The 16678-nt window shown below is 67.6% G+C and carries 16 protein-coding genes; 7 read left to right on the top strand and 9 right to left on the bottom strand.

What is annotated here, in order from left to right; translation table 11 throughout:
• Positions 1–5 precede the first annotated feature (5 nt).
• Both ppk1 and AM586_RS26125 read left to right on the top strand, forming a co-directional pair.
• Entirely contained in the window at positions 6–2180 is a 2175-nt protein-coding gene (ppk1, locus tag AM586_RS26130; RefSeq protein ID WP_047822548.1) for a polyphosphate kinase 1, read from the top strand.
• A complete protein-coding gene (locus AM586_RS26125; RefSeq protein ID WP_047822546.1) occupies positions 2146–2619 on the top strand; it encodes a histidine phosphatase family protein in 474 nt (157 codons plus the stop codon). Before ppk1 ends, AM586_RS26125 begins: the two co-directional genes overlap by 35 nt.
• 501 nt (positions 2620–3120) lie before the next feature.
• On the opposite strand, the gene AM586_RS26120 is transcribed toward AM586_RS26125, so the two are convergent.
• From AM586_RS26120 to AM586_RS26115, 3 genes are all read right to left on the bottom strand, one after another.
• The gene (locus tag AM586_RS26120; protein WP_047822544.1) at positions 3121–4575 is read right to left on the bottom strand and encodes a Ppx/GppA phosphatase family protein; all 1455 of its coding nucleotides are present in this window, start codon (positions 4573–4575) and stop codon (positions 3121–3123) included.
• Positions 4576–4672: 97 nt separating this feature from the next.
• Positions 4673–4801, bottom strand: coding sequence for a hypothetical protein (locus tag AM586_RS29115; RefSeq protein ID WP_257791529.1), 129 nt, complete (start codon positions 4799–4801; stop codon positions 4673–4675).
• Positions 4783–5415, bottom strand: a complete 633-nt coding sequence (locus AM586_RS26115; protein ID WP_047822542.1) for a hypothetical protein — start codon at positions 5413–5415, stop codon at positions 4783–4785. Before AM586_RS26115 ends, AM586_RS29115 begins: the two co-directional genes overlap by 19 nt.
• Before the next feature lie 171 nt (positions 5416–5586).
• Between AM586_RS26115 and AM586_RS26110 the strand changes: the two genes are divergently transcribed.
• Positions 5587–6144 (top strand): DUF488 family protein, encoded by a 558-nt coding sequence (locus AM586_RS26110; protein ID WP_047822540.1) that lies wholly within the window; start codon positions 5587–5589, stop codon positions 6142–6144.
• Between the two features lie 3 nt (positions 6145–6147).
• Here the strand turns inward: AM586_RS26110 and AM586_RS26105 are convergent, their stop codons facing one another.
• Complete coding sequence (locus tag AM586_RS26105) at positions 6148–6555, bottom strand: MarR family winged helix-turn-helix transcriptional regulator (protein ID WP_229411048.1); 408 nt, start codon at positions 6553–6555, stop codon at positions 6148–6150.
• A gap of 101 nt (positions 6556–6656) precedes the next feature.
• Between AM586_RS26105 and AM586_RS26100 the strand changes: the two genes are divergently transcribed.
• Positions 6657–7400: a siderophore-interacting protein gene (locus AM586_RS26100; RefSeq protein WP_047822537.1), complete on the top strand. Its 744-nt coding sequence runs from the start codon at positions 6657–6659 to the stop codon at positions 7398–7400.
• A 28-nt stretch (positions 7401–7428) separates the two neighbouring features.
• Here the strand turns inward: AM586_RS26100 and AM586_RS26095 are convergent, their stop codons facing one another.
• The 4 genes from AM586_RS26095 to AM586_RS26080 all read right to left on the bottom strand — a co-directional run bounded on the left by AM586_RS26095 (position 7429) and on the right by AM586_RS26080 (position 12768).
• Positions 7429–8526 carry a porin gene (locus AM586_RS26095; RefSeq protein WP_047822535.1) on the bottom strand — a complete coding sequence of 366 codons (1098 nt, stop codon included), beginning with the start codon at positions 8524–8526 and terminating at the stop codon, positions 7429–7431.
• Positions 8527–8671: 145 nt separating this feature from the next.
• Positions 8672–10015 carry a gallate dioxygenase gene (locus tag AM586_RS26090; protein WP_047822533.1) on the bottom strand — a complete coding sequence of 448 codons (1344 nt, stop codon included), beginning with the start codon at positions 10013–10015 and terminating at the stop codon, positions 8672–8674.
• 33 nt (positions 10016–10048) lie between these two features.
• On the bottom strand, positions 10049–11383 hold the full coding sequence (locus AM586_RS26085) for an aromatic acid/H+ symport family MFS transporter (RefSeq protein WP_047822531.1): 1335 nt from the start codon (positions 11381–11383) through the stop codon (positions 10049–10051).
• A 191-nt stretch (positions 11384–11574) separates the two neighbouring features.
• The gene (locus AM586_RS26080; protein WP_047822529.1) at positions 11575–12768 is read right to left on the bottom strand and encodes a LysR family transcriptional regulator; all 1194 of its coding nucleotides are present in this window, start codon (positions 12766–12768) and stop codon (positions 11575–11577) included.
• A 125-nt stretch (positions 12769–12893) separates the two neighbouring features.
• Between AM586_RS26080 and AM586_RS26075 the strand changes: the two genes are divergently transcribed.
• The 3 genes from AM586_RS26075 to ligK are packed head-to-tail and all read left to right on the top strand — an operon-like array spanning position 12894 to position 15767.
• The gene (locus AM586_RS26075; protein WP_047822527.1) at positions 12894–14030 is read left to right on the top strand and encodes a 4-oxalomesaconate tautomerase; all 1137 of its coding nucleotides are present in this window, start codon (positions 12894–12896) and stop codon (positions 14028–14030) included.
• An 11-nt stretch (positions 14031–14041) separates the two neighbouring features.
• Complete coding sequence (locus AM586_RS26070; RefSeq protein ID WP_047822696.1) at positions 14042–15067, top strand: amidohydrolase family protein; 1026 nt, start codon at positions 14042–14044, stop codon at positions 15065–15067.
• Positions 15068–15083: 16 nt separating this feature from the next.
• Positions 15084–15767: a 4-carboxy-4-hydroxy-2-oxoadipate aldolase/oxaloacetate decarboxylase gene (gene ligK / locus AM586_RS26065; protein WP_047822694.1), complete on the top strand. Its 684-nt coding sequence runs from the start codon at positions 15084–15086 to the stop codon at positions 15765–15767.
• Here the strand turns inward: ligK and AM586_RS26060 are convergent.
• Positions 15751–16662: a ribonuclease Z gene (locus AM586_RS26060; RefSeq protein WP_047822525.1), complete on the bottom strand. Its 912-nt coding sequence runs from the start codon at positions 16660–16662 to the stop codon at positions 15751–15753. The genes ligK and AM586_RS26060 overlap by 17 nt on opposite strands.
• Between the last annotated feature and the right edge of the window lie 16 nt (positions 16663–16678).

The raw sequence follows: 16678 nt of genomic DNA, 5'->3' as shown, positions 1-16678 counted from the left end.
GCCCAATGGACATGAAGTTGAAACCGGACGAGGCGCTGTCCGCGCTGAACGTCGACAGCCCGGCGCAGTTCTTGAACCGGGAAATATCGCTGCTGGAATTTAACCGGCGTGTGCTGGCCCAGGCCGAGGATCCGTCCTTGCCGCTGCTGGAGCGCCTGCGCTTCCTGTGCATCGTCAGCAGCAACCTCGACGAATTCTTCGAAGTGCGGGTCGCCAGCCTGCTGGCCCAGCACCACCACCAGGCCGGCACCGGCAGCATCGGCGGCATCGACGACCTCCCCAGCGTCAACCTGGAAGGCACCAGCGAGGAATGCCGCCAGATCATCGCGCGCCAGTACGCCCTGCTGAACGACGAGATCCTGCCGCGCCTGTCCGACAACGGCATCCACCTGCTGCGCCGCTCCGACCGCAACGCGGCGCAGAAGGCCTGGGTCAAGCAATACTTCGACAAGGAAGTGCGGCCCCTGCTGACGCCGGTCGGCCTGGACCCGGCCCACCCCTTCCCGCGGGTGATCAACAAGAGCCTGAACTTCATCATCGAACTGGCCGGCAAGGACGCCTTCGGACGCGGCACCGGGATCGCGGTCATGAAGGCGCCGCGCGTGCTGCCGCGCGTGATCCGCCTGCCGGACGAACTGTCGGACAAGCCGGGCGCCTCCTTCTGCCTGCTGTCGTCGGTGATCCAGGCCCATATGTCCGACCTGTTCACCGGGCGCGAAGTGGTGTCCTACTCGCAGTTCCGCGTAACCCGCAACAGCGACCTGTGGGTCGACGAGGAAGAAGTCAAGAACCTGCGCCAGGCCCTGCAGAGCGAACTCCACAGCCGCAACTACGGCTTCGCGGTGCGCCTGGAGGTGGGCCGCGGCTGCCCGCGCCACCTGTCCGACTTCCTGCTCGACCAGTTCTCGATCGACCGCTCGCGGCTGTTCAGTGTCGACGGCCCCGTCAACATGGGCCGCCTGCTGGAGATCGTCAACAGCAATGCGCGGCCCGACCTGAAATTCACGCCTTTCGTGCCGGGCTTCCCGGCCAAGCTGGTGAACTACCACGATATCTTTGCCGTGCTCGACCGCCAGGATGTGCTGCTGCACCATCCCTTCCAGTCCTTCGAGCCGGTCATCGACTTCATCCGTTGCGCCGCCGCCGATCCGAACGTGGTCGCGATCAAGCAGACCATCTACCGCGCCGGCTCGGATTCCGAGCTGATGGACGCGCTGATCGAAGCCTCCCTGAGCGGCAAGGAAGTCACCGTGATCGTCGAGCTGATGGCGCGCTTCGACGAGGAAGCCAACATCAACTGGGCCGAGCGCCTGGAGGAAGCCGGCGCCCAGGTGGTGTACGGCGTGGTCGGCCTGAAGACCCATGCCAAGCTGGCCCTGGTGCTGCGCCGCGAGTCGCAGGGCCTGCGCCGCTACGCCCACCTCGGCACCGGCAACTACAACACCACCACCGCCAAGCATTACACCGACTTCGGCCTGCTGACCTCGAACGAGGAGATCACGGCCGACGTCAACGAAGTCTTCATCCACCTCACCAGCATGACGCGCCCGACCCAGCTCAACAGTATCTGGCTGGCGCCGTTCTCGCTGCAGAAGGAAGTGGTGAAGGCGATCCGCCAGGAAGCGGCGATCGCGCGCGACGGCAAGCCGGCGCGCATCATCGCCAAGATGAATTCGCTGACCGACGAATCGGTGATCCGCGCCCTGTACGACGCCTCGAACGACGGCGTGCGCATCGACCTGATCGTGCGCGGCGCCTGCTCGCTGCGGCCCGGCGTGCCGGGACTGTCCGCGAACATCCGGGTACGCTCGATCGTCGGCCGCTTCCTCGAGCACAGCCGCATCTTCTACTTCCGCAACAAGCTGAAGCACGACGTCTACCTCAGCAGCGCCGACTGGATGAACCGCAACCTGTTCCGCCGCGTCGAGATCGCCTTCCCGATCCATTCGCCGGCACTGAAGAAACGGGTGATCCGCGAAGGCCTGCAGGTCTACCTGAAGGACAACGTCGACGCCTGGGAACTGGGCAGCGACGGCCACTACCGGCGCCGCAAGCCGCGTGGCAGCCAGCCGCCCTACAGCGCCCAGCAGACCCTGATGGCGACGCTGGGCCTGGCGGCCGACGCCAACAACAAGGAAAACGAACATGGAACTGATCCTGTGGCGCCACGCCGAGGCTGAGCCACACAAACCGGACGCGCTGGCCGACCAGCTGCGCGTGCTGACCCCCAAGGGATCGCGCCATGCCTCGCGCGTCGGCGCCTGGCTCGACCGCCAGCTGCCGGCCAACTGCCGCATCCTGTCCAGCCCCGCCACCCGCTGCGTGCAGACCGCCGAGGGCCTGGGGCGCAAGTTCCAGACGGTCGAGGCCCTGAACACGGACTCGAGCCCGCAAGCCATCCTCGAGGCCGCCGGCTGGCCGAACGCGCGCCTGCCGGTGGTCGTCGTCGGCCACAACCCGCTGCTGGGCCAGGTCGCCTCGCTCATCTTCAGCGGCCAGGTGCAGGACTGGAAGATCCGCAAGGCCAGCGTGTTCTGGATCGCGCACAAGGGCGAGGAGGATCCGGCGCCCTTCGTGCGCCTGGCGGTCGGTCCGGATATCGTCGGCAAGTTGCGCTGAACCCGGGCGCCGGCTGCGGCCTGCCGGCGGCTTCGGGCCGGCACGGCCCCTGCCGCCGGCAGGCCGCCCACTGTCGGTTAGTTGCAATTTTGTGGAAACCTCGAGCCCGGCACTCGCCTTGCTCAAACGCATTTGAATTGCACGAAGGAAGCAGACTTTCCGGGATGCTTGCGTTGTCTCAAACGTGCGCCGGTCGCAGCGGGAAGCGCTTCAAACCACTGCGACGTCTCCCCAAAGACAATAAGCCGATTGGCATAAGGGCCATTAACTTTCTTGGGGATATGGGAGTGATGAGAGCAATCTGCATGCAGCGCCTGGCGCGCAAAGGCGGTGTCCGATGAACAGGCTGCCTCCGCACGTCCTGCTCGGGCTCGGGCTCGGCCTTGCCCTGGCGATCGCGCGCGCCCGCGCCGGCGCTCTCGTGCCGCCGGCGGCGCCCGGCTTCGCCCCGCCTGCAGTGCACTCGGCGGCGCCCGATCGTCAGCGCCGGCAGTCTTCTTCTTAAACCTGGCCAAGCTGGAAGCCGATCCCGACCTCGCCCCAGGCCACGGCCTCCTTCTCGAACCACGCCGCCACCGTCGGATGCTGCCCGAGCCAGCCGCGCGGGGTGTCGATCTCGATGCGGTTCTTCATGCGCAGGCGCAGCGCGTCGACGTCGCCGTCCACGCGCGCGTGCATGAACACGGCGGCCAGGCGCATCGCCAGGATCGCGCGCGCCTGGTCGGGCGCGCCCAGCGCTTCCCTCACCTTGCGCAGGTTCCCCTTCTGGGCCAGCACGATGCTGCTCATCAGGCGCTGCTCGCGGTTGGTGAAGCCCGGCAGGTCGGCGTGCTCGACGATGTAGGCGGCGTGCTTGTGCGCGCCGGTGTGCGAGACCGCCTGGCCGACCTCGTGCAGCATGCAGCTCCACAGCAGGTAGCGGCACAGGCTGTCGTCGCCGGCCCCGAGCCGGTTGAACAGCTGGCGTGCGATCGACGCCGTGCGCCGGGCGCGCTCCTGGTCCACCCCGAAGCGGCGCATGCAATCCTGGACCGCGCTGTCGCGGCGGTCGCTGCGGTGCGCGCGCAGTTCGAAGTCGGACAGCACCCCGAGGCGCAGGCCGGCGTTAATCGCGGTCATCGCGCGCACCCCGAATTCCTGCATCGCGCCGATCAGCACGCTGAGCCCGCCCGCCATCACGATCACGCGCTCGCGCTTGATGCCCGGCAGGTCGAAGGCGTCGGCGTGGCCGGCCGCGACCAGCTTGTCGCGCAGCGCCAGCAGGCTGTCGAAGGACATGGCGCCGTCGCCGAGCCGGTTGCGCGAGATGACTTCGTGGATCGCGCGGATCGTGCCCGACGAGCCGTACACGGCCTGCCAGCCGTGCGCGCGGTACTGGTCGGCGGCATCCTCGAAGCGCGCACGGGCGGCGTTGACGGCGGCATCGAAGGCGGCGGCGCCGATGACCCCGCCGGGGAAGTAGACGGCGCTTTGCGGATGGGTGCCGGTGCTGAAGGAGTCGACCAGCTGGATCTCGTCGCCGCGGCCGGCGATCACCTCGGTCGAGCCGCCGCCGACGTCGATCACCAGGCGCTGCTCGCCCGGCTTCGCAAGGGCGGCGGACACGCCCATGTAGATCAGGCGCCCCTCTTCCTCGCCGGAGATGACCTCGATCGGATAGCCGACCGCCGCCTCCAGGCGCGGCAACAGGGCCTCGGCATTGGTGGCCACCCGCATGGTGTTGGTGGCGACCACCCGCACCGCGTCCAGGCGGTACTGGCGCAGGATCGCGCTGAAGTCGCGCAGGCTGCGCACCGCCGTCTCCATCGCCTCGACCGTGAGCGCGCCGTCCGGCCCCAGCCCGGCCGCGAGCCGGATCGGATCGCGCGCGGTACGGACGATGTGCATCTGGCCGGCGATGGGTTCGCCGATGTGGAGGCGGAAGCTGTTGGATCCGAGGTCGACTGCTGCGTACATGAATTCTGTCCGGAATGGGCTTGTGTGCAGTATAGCCGCCATGGCGCCGGTCTTGCGCAAGCGATTGCGCTGCTGTCTTCGTAGGGACCGCCGCGTGTCAGATCGGATCGGTCGCCAGCTTCGAGCGCCGCACCGGCGCCTTGATGCCGTAGCGCAGCGCCGACTGCCGCACCAGCTTTTCGAACCAGGGCGGCGCGTCCGGCGCGATCACGATGCTGCGCAGCAAGCGGGTGGCATCGATCCGCACCACGATGCCGGCATGGGCGATTTCGGCGTCGGCTCGTGGCCGGTACGGTCGATGATGACCCGCACTTCCTTCTCGTATTCGTAGGCCTTGGTCTTGTAGGCAAAGATGCGCGCATAGTCCGGCGAGACGTCCAGCTTGGGGTCGCTCCAGTGCTTGACGTACTCGACCCGCTCGATCGAGATGTCGTGTTCCTTTTCCAGGCCGCGCAGGGTCTCGGCCAGCTGGCCGACGGTGGTGGTCAGGGCCACCGCGCATTCCGACTTGCCGTACAGCGCCCACATGGCGGCGCTGTCGTCCTGGCTGCGGTGCCAGCAATTGATGAAGACCGACTCGCGCATGCGGCGCTTGAACTGTTCGTAGGTGTAGTCGATCTCGCCCCTGGCATAGGCGTCGCTGATCTGTTGCCGCAGCGAGGGCGTGAACGCTCCCTCGAACTTGTCGCTGAAGCGGTCGGCGCGGCAGAAGAACATGGTCGAGTTCTCGAAGAAATCGAAGAGCTTGGCCGCGTCCAGGTAGCGCCACAGCACGGTATCCGGCCGCAGTTGCTCGTTGATTTTCGGCTCGACAAAGTTACTGGCTTCGATCGCATCCATGGCTGCATCGTTCCGTTTGCACGTGACAGATAGAGTTTGCACCATTGTAGTGCGGCGAGGCCGGCGCCTCCCAGGAGCGGCGGCGTCTACGGTGCGCTTGTAGGAATGCGCCTTAGAGGGCTCCTAAGCAGCCGGACGCCGCCGGGCAGGCGCCTGTGCAAGAATCGGGGCATGGAAACCGTCTCCACCATCGGCCATTCGAACCGCTCGATCGAGGAATTCATCGCCCTGCTGAAGCAGAACAATATTGCCTGCGTGCTCGACATCCGCACGGTGCCGAAGTCGCGCCACAACCCGCAGTTCGGCCAGGACCAGCTGCCGCGCTCCTTGCAGGAAGCCGGCATCGGCTACCGCTACCTGGCCGGCCTGGGCGGCTTGCGGCGTCCACGCCCGGACTCGCCGAACGGCGGCTGGCGCAATACCTCGTTCCGCGGCTACGCCGACTACATGCAAACGGAGGCGTTCGCGCAGAACGTCGACACGGTGGTTGCGCTGGCGGACAGCACGCGCTGCGCCCTGATGTGCGCCGAGGCCGTCCCCTGGCGCTGCCACCGCTCGCTGGTGGCCGATGCACTGCTGGTGCGCGGCATCCCGGTCGAGGAAATCATCGGGCCGCAGGCGCCGCGGCCGCACAAGCTGACCGCGTTCGCGCAGGTCGACGGCGTGCGCATCACCTACCCTTCCGATGCCCAGCAGCAGGACGAGGCGCAGGGCAGGCTCGGTTTCTGACGCTTAATCCGGCATGGCTTGCAGGTTGGCGCGCACCCGGCCCAGCAAGTCCAGCAGCGCGCCCTTTTCCTCCTCCGTGAAGCCGTCCAGGGCCGCCTCCTTCAGGCGGCCGTCGTTTCGGTGCAGTGCCGCATGCACCGCCCTGCCCTCGCTCGACAGGCTCAGGCGCGAGCTGCGGCGGTCGAGCTCGTCCGCCTGGACGTCCAGCAGGCCGCGCTCGCGCAGGGCGCGGATCTGGCGCGCCACCTGGGCCTTGTCGCGGCCGGAATGCGCCACCAGCTCGCTCTGCGTGGCGCCCGGATGGCGGGCGAAGAATCCCAGCGCCTTGACCTCCATGTGGGCCAGGTCGTTGGGGCCGTCGCGCAGGCTGCGCTGCTGGGCCGAGCGGTAGAGATGCATGATCGCGTGCATGGTCTCGAGGACGTCGTCGACCGGACGACTCCCATCTTGGTTGACTTGATCAACTAATTTCTGCATAATGGATGACATTATCAACTAATTTCGGAGTGACGATGACCGATGTTCACATCCCCGAGGCGGCGCCGCTGGTCAAGCGCGTGCGCCACGAACTGAAGCTGCGCGAACTCGTCGTGGCCGGCATCGACAGGCTGACGCCGGGCTTCGTCGCCATTACCCTCACCGGCGAGGCGCTGGCCGACTTCAGCTCGCTGGGCTTCGACGACCATGTGAAGCTCATGTTCGACGGCGCCGGCGGTGAACAGGTTCGGCGCGACTATACCCCACGCCGCTTCAGCCGGGAAGCGCGCGAGCTGTGCATCGAGTTCGCGCTGCACGGCGAGGGCGCGGCTTCGGACTGGGCGCGCCACGTGAAGCCCGGCGACCGCCTGCTGGTCGGCGGCCCGCGCGGTTCGATGATCGTGCCGCTGGAACTGGGCTGGCATCTGCTGGTCGGCGACGCCACCGCCCTGCCCGCGATCTCGCGCCGCCTGGAAGAGCTGCCGGAGGGCAGCCGGGCCTTCGTATTCGTGCTGTCGGACGAGGCCGACCGGCGCGACTTCGCCGGCCGGGCGCAGGTGGACGTGCACTGGGCCGCGTCGGCCGAGGCCTTGCTGGCGGCGCTGGACGGGCTGGCGCTGCCGGCCGCCGCCACCGGCTTCGCCTGGGGCGGCGGCGAGGCGGCATTGATGGCGCGGGTGCGCCAGGTGCTGGTCGACAAGGGGCTGCCGAAGCAGCACATGCGGGTATCAAGCTATTGGAAACGGGGGGTGGCCGATCACCACGAGGATCTGGGGTGACCCAGGAACGGCAGGGCTGCCGGCCGCCTCAGAACGAATGCTTGATCCCGGTAATGACGCCATTCTGCGCCATCCCGGCCCCCACGCTGCCGCCGGCGCTCAGCGCCACCGCCGCCGTGCCCTTGTTGGCGACATGGCCGATGGCCGCATAGGTCGAGGTGCGCTTCGAGAAGTCGTAGATCACGCGCAGCATATACAGCTTGGTGTCGTTGATGCTGTCGTGGTAGTCCAGGCGCGTCGCCAGGCCGTCGACGGTGACGGCGCCGTTCAGCCTGTAGGCGCCGTCGACGTAGTACAGATTGCTGCGCGGGACCGCCGGCGCGCCCTCGTTGTTGCGCACCAGGCCGCCGACGGCCAGGCGCCAGGCGCCGAATCTGGTATAGCCGGCCACGTGCAGGCGACTGTCACTCAAATCGCTGCGGGTCAGGCCGGATGCCGCGCCGGCGCCGCCGTTCTTGCGGTCATAGGCGCTGGTCAGGCCCCAGTTCGGGGTGTCGTAGCGCAGCATGAGCGACCATTCGCGGCAGGCCTGGGCATCCAGGCCATTCTCTCCCGGACAGTTGGTGCCGCCCGGCCCGCCGGCGTTCGAGGTGTCGCGGCCGAAGCTGTAGCTGGCGCCCGCGGTGACGGGCCCGAAGCTGCCCTTGTAGGCGACCGAGTTGTCGGTGCGGCCGTTCGGGATCGCCGGTTCGATCGAGCCGAGGCCGTACTGGGTCGGGCCGATGATCTCGACTTCCGCCATCGAGTTGTACAGCATATTGTAGTTGCGGCCCAGGGTCAGCTGGCCCCAGTTGCCGGCCAGCCCGACCCAGGCCTGGCGCCCGAACAGGCGGTTGCCCTGGCCGCTGGCGCCGGTGTCGAGGTAGACACCGCCCTCCAGCGTGAAGATCGCCTTCAGCCCGTTGCCCAGGTCTTCGACACCCCTGAAGCCGAGGCGCGACGGGAACATGCCGCCGCCCAGGCTGGGCATCCACACGCGGCTGCGGCCAGTCGTGTCGACGTTGGTGTTGTAGTCCACGGCCGCGTCCAGCAGGCCGTAGACCTGCACGGTGCTCTGGGCGTGTGCGGCGCCGTGCAGTCCCAAAGTGGCGCAGGCGGCGATGGTGGTGGCGATGATTTTTTTCATGGTGCTCCTCCAGGATCGGTTTGTTGTTGGTGATGCTTTTGGCGACGCGCGCACGCACCCGGCGCGCGGCGCAGGCGGCGCGCGAGGCTGGCAGGGCGTGAGGATCGGGCTCCCCGCGCGGGCGGAGAGCGGTATGGGGTGACGCTTAGCGCGCGGGTTCCGCGGCCGGCGGCGCGCCGTCGCGGTTCCACTCGGCCGTGCCGGCGGCGCCCTTGCCGGCCACCGAGTACAGGGCCTTCGTGTTGCGGGTCTTCTGGAAGTCTTCCAGCGACTGGCCGCGCATGGCGGCATAGATGTGCAGGTTGGAGACGCCGACCACGGCGCCGAGCTTCTCCAGCAGGAAGAAGATCACGCCGTAGCGGATCATGGCCCGCCAGTCGCGCCGTACGATCATGTCGCGCTCCGCCTGGGTCAGGCCTGCTTCCTCGAAGCTGGCTTCAGGATCGCGCAGGAAGCGTTCCCGGAAGTCGGGCCGGATCAGCTGGTGCAGGTAGCTGTTGATGCGGTAGTGCTCCACGCTGCGCTCGAGGGTGAAGGGATAGGTGCCTTCCAGTTCCTCGACGCCCCTGGTCTGGTGCGCCATGTGCTCGCGATGCAGCTCGTTGACGCGTGCATTCAGGGCCGGATCGGCCGCGACGGCGCTCTCGTACAGCGCGACCGCGATGCCCGTCATCGACGGCAGGTAATATTCGCGGTGCAGGCAGTTCAGCCTGGCCGGCATGGCGCCGCGCATCACCATCCACATCACGACTTCCGCGCTCTCCCAGCCGCCCAGGCGGGCGAAATCGGCCTGGGTCATGTTCAGCAGCACCTCCGGATCCTTCTCGAACAAATCGAGGAAGGTCTGGTCCCATCCGGTGTTGTTGAAGCCGCAGCGCTCGCCGTGCACCTGGTGCGACAGGCCGCCGGTGGCGACGATGGCGACGTCCAGGTCTTCCGGATAGCTTTCGATGGCGCGGCGCAGGGCCTGGCCCAGCTTGAAGCAGCGCCGTGCGGACGGCACCGGGAACTGCAGCACGCCGCACTGCAGCGGCACGATGGCGCCGGGCCACTGGCCTTCGGGTCGAGCGTCCATCGTGTGCGGCCACATGATCGACAGCGGCGAGAAGCAGCCATGGTCCAGCGCCTTGTTCTGGAAGAAGGACATGTCGAATTCGTCCGCCACCAGGGACTGGCCGATATGGCGCGCCAGGCCGGCATGGCCCGCCACGGGCGGGAGGTCGCGCGCCCCGCCGCCCTCGTCGGCGACCTGCCACTCCTTGCCGATGCCGAGGGCAAAGGCCGAGTAGTGGTCGAAGAAGAAGGACGTCACGTGGTCGTTGTAGATCACCAGCAGGACGTCCGGCTTTTTATCCATCAGCCATTGCCGTACCGGCTCGTAGGCCTTGAAGATCGGCGCCCAGACGGCGTCGTGCTGCTTGTTGGCGTCCAGGGCGAAGCCGATGGTCGGGGTGTGGGACGAGGCGATTGCGCCGATGATGTTGGCCATGATGCGATTCCTAAGAAAATACGGTGCCGCTGCTTATGCTACGACGGTTGCCCGCGCGGCGAAGCGCGTGAAGACGATCGACAGCGCGGCGAGGGTGGCGGGGATGGCGAGGATCGCGATCACCGCGCTGAAACCCCAGCCGAGACTCAGCAGCACGCCGCCGGCGAAGGAGCCGAAGATGCTGCCGAAGCGGCCGATACCCTGCATCCAGCTGACGCCGGTGGCACGCACCGCAGTCGGATAGCAGGACGGGGCGAAGGCATTCAAACCGGTCTGGGCGCCGCTCATGCAGAAGCCGGCCAGCAGGACGTAGACCGAGAACAGCGCGGACTGCACGCTGCCTGAGGCCAGCAGCAGGATGCAGCAGGCGCCGGCGACGTAGCTGGAGGCGATCACCTTGTTCGGCGTCCACTTGTCCATCAGGTAGCCGACGAACAGGGCGCCCACGGTCCCGCCGAGCTGGAACATGGCGGTGATGTTGGCGGCGCGTTCGATCGGCAGGCCGGCATCCTTGATCAGGGTCGGCAGCCAGCCGGACAGCAGGTAGATCACCATCAGGCCCATGAAATAGGTGACCCACAGCGACACCGTGATGCCGCGGAAGCCGGCGTTCAACAGGGTCTTGGCCTTCGCCTTGCTGTCGACCTTCTGCTCGCTGATGGTGAAGGTGGTCGCACCGGAGAAGCCCGCGCCGCCGACCACGCGGCGCAAGGTCGCGGCGATGCGTTCGGCGGGGTACTTATTGACGACCATGAAGCGCACCGATTCCGGAATCAGGAACAGGTAGAGCGGAATGCAGATGAGGGGAATGACGCCGCCGGCGACCAGCACCATGCGCCAGCCGTAGTCACCCAGGATCAGGGCCGCGCCGAAGCCGACCAGGGCCGAACCCAGGTTGAAGCCGGTGAACATGATGGTGATGAGCCTGCCGCGCGAGTTTTCCGGCACGTATTCCGACAGCAGGGTCGTGGTGTTCGGCATCGCCGCGCCCAGGCCGAGGCCGGTCAGGAAGCGCAGGATCGAAAGCTGGTAGACGTCGCCGGCCTGCGAACACAGCACGCTGCAGGTACCGAACCAGGCCACCGCCACCATCAGCAGGCGCTTGCGGCCGTAGCGGTCCGACAGGGGGCCGATCAGGAGCGCGCCGATGGCCAGGCCGATCGGCGCAGCGCTCATCACCGCGCCGAAGGCGGCTTTCGAGATGCCCCACTCTTTCGTGATCGAGGGCGCCAGGAAGCCCATGATGGCGACGTCCATGCCGTCGGTGGTCACGATGAGGAAGCAGAGGAAGAGCAAGAGCCACTGGTAACCCGACATCTTGCGGCCGTTGATGTGCTGGCGCACATCGAGCGTCTGTACTGTATTCATTATGTCTCCAGGTCGAATACACAAGTAATGGTATGGCGCTGCCGTCTTGTTCGTGCTGCGGCTGCGCGCCCGATGGGGCCGAACTTTGGCTCCCCACTTGCTATTCAGTGTACGTTTTGACCGGAGACCATGTATTGCTTTCGGCTGGCACAGCGTTGCAATCTGCTTATCGCAGGCTCAGGAAGCGAGGTTCAAAGCCAGGTCTCGCCGGCGCGCTCGATTTCGCTCAGCAGCGCGCGCGCACCCGGCGACAGGTGGGCGCCGCGGCGGGTGGTGACGCCGATGCGCCGTTCGAGTCCCGGCATCTCGAGCGGCAGCACCACCAGCTGGGCGGTGCGTACTTCATGGTGCAGCTGGCGCGCCGACAGCACCGTCAGCATGTCGCTTTCCAGCAGCAGGCCGCGCAGCAGGGCCAGGTCGCCGGTCTCGACGGCCGGTACCGGCGGTTCCACGCCCTGGCCGCGGAAGAAGCCTTCGATCGATTCGCGCAGCGGGGTGCCGGCGCGACCCAGCACCCATGGGTAGCCGGCCAGGTCCCGCAGCGTCAGGCGTTTCTTCGCCGCCAGCGGGTGGCCGGTGCGCGCGACCAGCACCGCCTTGTCCTGGAACAGCGCGGTCGACACGAAGGCGTCGCCGGCGCTGGCGCGCAGCGCGCCGATGATGAAGTCGATGCGTCCGGACAGGACCCCGGCGCTGAGTTCATCATAAGGACTTTCGAGCGAGCGGACCTGCAGGCGCGGATGCTGCAGCAGCACCGCCGCGATGGCCGCCGGCAGCAGTTGCGAGCGCGCCAGCGGCAGCGCGCCGATCGTCACCACGCCCTGGACCACGCCGGCCAGCGCGGCGATGTCTTCCGGAATGTGGCGCAGTTCGGCGAGTACCCGCTCGAAGCTTTCGACCCAGCGCCGGCCGGCCTCGGTCGGCAGCATGCCGTGCGCGGTGCGCAGGAACAGCGGCATGCCGAGCATGCCTTCCAGGCGGGCGATGGCCTGGCTGACCGCCGACTGCGACGTGCCGATCGCCTGCGCCACGCCCGGCATGTAGTGCATTTCGGCCAGCAGCGCGGCCGCCTGCAGGCGCCGTTCGTTCAGCAGCGCTTCGATGCCGCCGACCTTGGCGCGCAGGCGCAGGGCGTCGTCGCGCACTTCGCGCAGTTCCGTCTCGATGCGGTCGGCGCGCAGCCGCACCAGTTCGCCAGCCGCCGTCAGCAGCATGCCCCTGCCCTTGCGCTCGAACAGCTGGACTTCCAGCGCCTGCTCCAGCGCGGCCACCGAACGCGCGACCGCCGACGAGGCCCGGTACAGGCTTTCCGAAGAACGGCGGATCCCTCCCGCGGCGGCGACGGCGCTGAAGGCGTGAAGGTGGCGCAGGCTGACGAGGTTCATGAGGCGGCTCCGGGCAAAGCGATAAGCAGATTAGAACAAACCAGCACCCATAACGCAACCAAGCCGCCGGCGCCGCCGAGGATACTGTGCCCATCCGCCGCCTGTCCACCCATCGGGTGAAAACCATGAACGACCAACGCAATTCCGACCTGACCCCGGTGCCCTGCATGCTGATGCGCGGCGGCACCTCGCGCGGTCCCTTTTTCCTCGAATCCGAGCTGCCGTCCGATCCGGCCCTGCGCGACCGCGTGCTGCTGGCCGCCATGGGCTCGCCCGACAAGCGCCAGATCGACGGCCTCGGCGGCGCGCATCCGCTCACCAGCAAGGTCGGCATCGTCCGCCCCAGCACCACGCCCGGCGTCGACCTCGACTTCCTGTTCGCCCAGCTGCAGCCGGACAAGGACAGCGTCGACACGACACCCAACTGCGGCAATATGCTGGCGGCCGTGCTGCCCTTCGCGCTGGAGCGCGGCCTGCTGCCGGTTGCGCACGGCAGCACCACGGCGCGCGTGCTGACCCTGAACACCGGCATGCAGTGCCAGGTCACGGTGCAGACGCCGAATGGCCGCCTCCAGTACAAGGGCGAAGCCCGCATCGACGGTGTGCCCGGCACCGCGGCGCCGATCAGCATCGATTTCCTGGACACGGCCGGCTCGGTCTGCCCGTCCCTGCTGCCGAGCGGCCGGGTTCTGGATCGCGTCGACGTGTCGGGAGAAGGCGTCGCGCCCTTCGCAATCGAGGCGACGCTGATCGACAACGGCATGCCGATGGTGCTGGTGCGCGCCGCGGACATGGGCGTCAGCGGCTATGAGAGCGTGGCCGGACTGAACGCCAACGACGCCCTGAAAGCGAAGCTGGAAGCTTTGCGCCTGACGGCCGGCCCCTTGATGGGCCTGGGCGACGTCGGGGCCAAGAGCTATCCGAAGATCTGCCTGGTCGCGACGCCGCGCGAGGAAGGCAGCATCGCCACCCGCTGCTTCATCCCGCACGTCTGCCACGAAGCGATCGGCGTGCTGGCCGCGGTCACCGTCGCCACCGCCTGCGTGCTGGAGGGCTCGGTCACGCAAGGCATCGCCGCCGTACCGGCAGGCTTGAACAAAACCGTCTCGGTCGAACATCCGACCGGCGAATTCAGCGTCGAGCTGGGACTCGACGCGACCGACCCGCGGAAGGTCGTGCGCGCCGCGCTGCTGCGCACCGCGCGCCCGATCATGCGCGGCGAAGTATTCATATCCGAAGACATCTGGAGAGGAGAAGAATGATGAGAGAACCCCTGATCATCGACTGCCACGGCCACTACACGACCGCACCGAAAGCGCTGGAAGACTGGCGTAACGCGCAGGTCGCCAATCTGAACACGCCGTCGCTGGGGCCGCATGTATCGGAGCTGCGCATCAGCGACGACGAGCTGCGTGAGTCGATCGAAGCGAACCAGCTGCGCCTGATGAAGGAACGCGGCTCGGACCTGACGATCTTCTCGCCGCGCGCCAGCTTCATGGCCCACCACATCGGTGACTTCGAGACCAGCGCCACCTGGGCCGCGATCTGCAACGAGCTGTGCTACCGGGTGTCGCGGCTGTTCCCTGACAACTTCGTCGGCGCAGCCATGCTGCCGCAATCGCCCGGCGTCGACCCCAGGACCTGCATTCCGGAGCTGGAGCGCTGCGTCAGGGAATACGGCATGGTCGGCATCAACCTGAACCCGGACCCGTCCGGCGGACACTGGACCTCGCCGCCGCTGTCGGATCGCCACTGGTACCCGATCTACGAAAAGATGGTGGAATACGACATCCCGGCGATGATCCATGTCTCGACCAGCTGCAACCCATGCTTCCATACCACCGGCGCCCATTACCTGAACGCGGACACCACCGCCTTCATGCAGTGCCTGACCAGCGATCTGTTCAAGGACTTCCCGACCCTGAAGTTCCTGATCCCGCATGGCGGCGGCGCGGTGCCCTACCACTGGGGCCGTTTCCGCGGCCTGGCCCAGGAAATGAAGAAGCCGCTGTTACAGGACCACCTGCTGAACAACATCTTCTTCGACACCTGCGTCTACCACCAGCCGGGCATCGACCTACTGACGAAGGTGATTCCGGTAAAGAACGTGCTGTTCGCCTCCGAGATGATCGGCGCCGTGCGCGGCATCGATCCGGTAACCGGGCACTACTACGACGACACCAGGCGCTATGTCCAGGCTGCAGCCCTGTCGGATGAAGACCGCTTCCGTATCTTCGAAGGCAACGCACGCCACGTGTACCCGCGACTGGACGCCGCACTCAAGAAAAAAGGACTGTGAGATGAGCACGCCCCTGATGAACCAGCTCGGCATCGTCAAGCGCAACATCGAGCGCGCCGAGCGCGGCGCCGTGGAACGCCTGGCGTCTCTTGGCAGCGCCACCGTGCACGAGGCGATGGGCCGGGTCGGCCTGATGAAGCCTTACATGCGCCCGATCTACGGCGGCGCGCAGGTCGGCGGCACCGCCGTCACGGTGCTGCTGCACCCGGGCGACAACTGGATGCTGCATGTGGCGGCCGAGCAGATCCAGCCGGGCGACGTCGTCGTCGCGGCGCTGAGCGCTGAGTGCACCGACGGCTTCTTCGGCGACCTGCTGGCGACCAGCTTCATGGCGCGCGGCGCCAGTGCCCTGGTCATCGACGCCGGCGTGCGCGACGTGCGCGTGCTGAAGGAGATGGGCTTCCCGGTCTGGAGCAAGGCGATCAGCGCCAAGGGCACGATCAAGGCGACCCTCGGCTCGGTCAACATCCCGGTGATCTGCGCCGGCGCCTACGTCAACCCGGGCGACGCGATCATCGCCGATGACGACGGCGTGGTGGCGGTGCCGGCCGGGGATGCTGCCCGCATTGCGGACGCCGCGCAGAAGCGCGAGGACATGGAAGGCGAAAAGCGCGCGAAGCTGGCCTCGGGCGTACTGGGGCTGGACATGTATGCGATGCGCGAGCCGCTGGCCAGGGCCGGACTCAAGTACATAGACTGAGCCGCCCCTGCCGGTCCAGCTGGTAACGGTCGAAATCGCGAGCCAGGAAGAGCTGCCCCGCGTACGCTTCCCGCGCCTCGTCCTCGATGTCCGCCATCGTTTGCGGTCCCTTATTGCCGTCCTGGTAGCGCGGACTGAAATGCGTCAGCACCAGGTTCGGCACCCCGGCCTGCGTCGCCGCCAGCGCCGTCATCCGCGCGGAACTGTGCCGGGGGCCGGGTCCGACCTTCTTCAGGACCGCTTCCGTGTAGGTCGCTTCGTGGACCAGCACCTCGGCATCGCGCGCTTCGCCGATCAGCAGCTCGGGCCGGTCGTTGTCGCCGCCGACGATCACTTTGAGCGGCTTGCGGCCCGGCAGCAGCCAGTCGCGCGGCGCCAGCACCCGGCCGTCGTCCAGCGTGACGGTCCTTCCCTGCTGCAGCTCGCCCCAGGCGACGCCGCGCGCGACCCCGCCCGCCTCCAGCTTGGCCGTATCCAGGCGGCGCTCGACCTCGCGCTCCGTGAAGCTGTAGGCCCAGGAGGGCATGCGGTGCGACAGCGCCGTCGCGACCACCCGCAGGTCGGGCAGCACATCGTCCAGCACCTCGAGCTCCCCGAGCCGCTCCACGTCGACGAAGTCGATCGGGAACGGCAGCCCCAGCTCGGTGGTCGCCATCACGCCCTCCAGGAAGGGCTTCAGCGGCGCCGGGCCGACCAGGGTCAGCGGCGCGGTCCGGTTCAGCATGCCGGCGCTGGCCAGCAGCCCGGGCAGGCCGTAGCAGTGGTCGCCGTGCATGTGGGTGATGAAGATGGCGCGCAGCTCGTGCAGCGACCAGGGCGTGCGCAGCGCCAAAGCCGTCACGTTGCGGGTCTTGCTCGGGGTGCCGGATGAGGTGCCGAAGAACTGGAATTCCATGCCTTGCGCTCCTGCG

Source organism: Massilia sp. WG5, assembly GCF_001412595.2.
In the GTDB taxonomy this organism is placed as follows: Bacteria; Pseudomonadota; Gammaproteobacteria; order Burkholderiales; family Burkholderiaceae_D; genus Telluria.
This window is presented reverse-complemented; position numbering and strand designations above follow the sequence as displayed.

Excerpts from the sequence above, each read along its gene's own strand:
- AM586_RS26125 (WP_047822546.1), top strand. The coding sequence starts at position 2,146 with ATGGAACTGATCCTGTGGCGCCACGCCGAGGCTGAGCCACACAAACCG.
- AM586_RS26110 (WP_047822540.1), top strand. The coding sequence starts at position 5,587 with ATGGAAACCGTCTCCACCATCGGCCATTCGAACCGCTCGATCGAGGAA.
- AM586_RS26085 (WP_047822531.1), bottom strand. The coding sequence starts at position 11,383 with ATGAATACAGTACAGACGCTCGATGTGCGCCAGCACATCAACGGCCGC.
- AM586_RS26105 (WP_229411048.1), bottom strand. The coding sequence starts at position 6,555 with ATGCACGCGATCATGCATCTCTACCGCTCGGCCCAGCAGCGCAGCCTG.
- AM586_RS26090 (WP_047822533.1), bottom strand. The coding sequence starts at position 10,015 with ATGGCCAACATCATCGGCGCAATCGCCTCGTCCCACACCCCGACCATC.
- AM586_RS26100 (WP_047822537.1), top strand. The coding sequence starts at position 6,657 with ATGACCGATGTTCACATCCCCGAGGCGGCGCCGCTGGTCAAGCGCGTG.
- AM586_RS26095 (WP_047822535.1), bottom strand. The coding sequence starts at position 8,526 with ATGAAAAAAATCATCGCCACCACCATCGCCGCCTGCGCCACTTTGGGA.
- AM586_RS26075 (WP_047822527.1), top strand. The coding sequence starts at position 12,894 with ATGAACGACCAACGCAATTCCGACCTGACCCCGGTGCCCTGCATGCTG.
- ligK (WP_047822694.1), top strand. The coding sequence starts at position 15,084 with ATGAACCAGCTCGGCATCGTCAAGCGCAACATCGAGCGCGCCGAGCGC.
- AM586_RS26120 (WP_047822544.1), bottom strand. The coding sequence starts at position 4,575 with ATGTACGCAGCAGTCGACCTCGGATCCAACAGCTTCCGCCTCCACATC.
- AM586_RS26080 (WP_047822529.1), bottom strand. The coding sequence starts at position 12,768 with ATGAACCTCGTCAGCCTGCGCCACCTTCACGCCTTCAGCGCCGTCGCC.
- AM586_RS26060 (WP_047822525.1), bottom strand. The coding sequence starts at position 16,662 with ATGGAATTCCAGTTCTTCGGCACCTCATCCGGCACCCCGAGCAAGACC.
- AM586_RS26115 (WP_047822542.1), bottom strand. The coding sequence starts at position 5,415 with ATGGATGCGATCGAAGCCAGTAACTTTGTCGAGCCGAAAATCAACGAG.
- ppk1 (WP_047822548.1), top strand. The coding sequence starts at position 6 with ATGGACATGAAGTTGAAACCGGACGAGGCGCTGTCCGCGCTGAACGTC.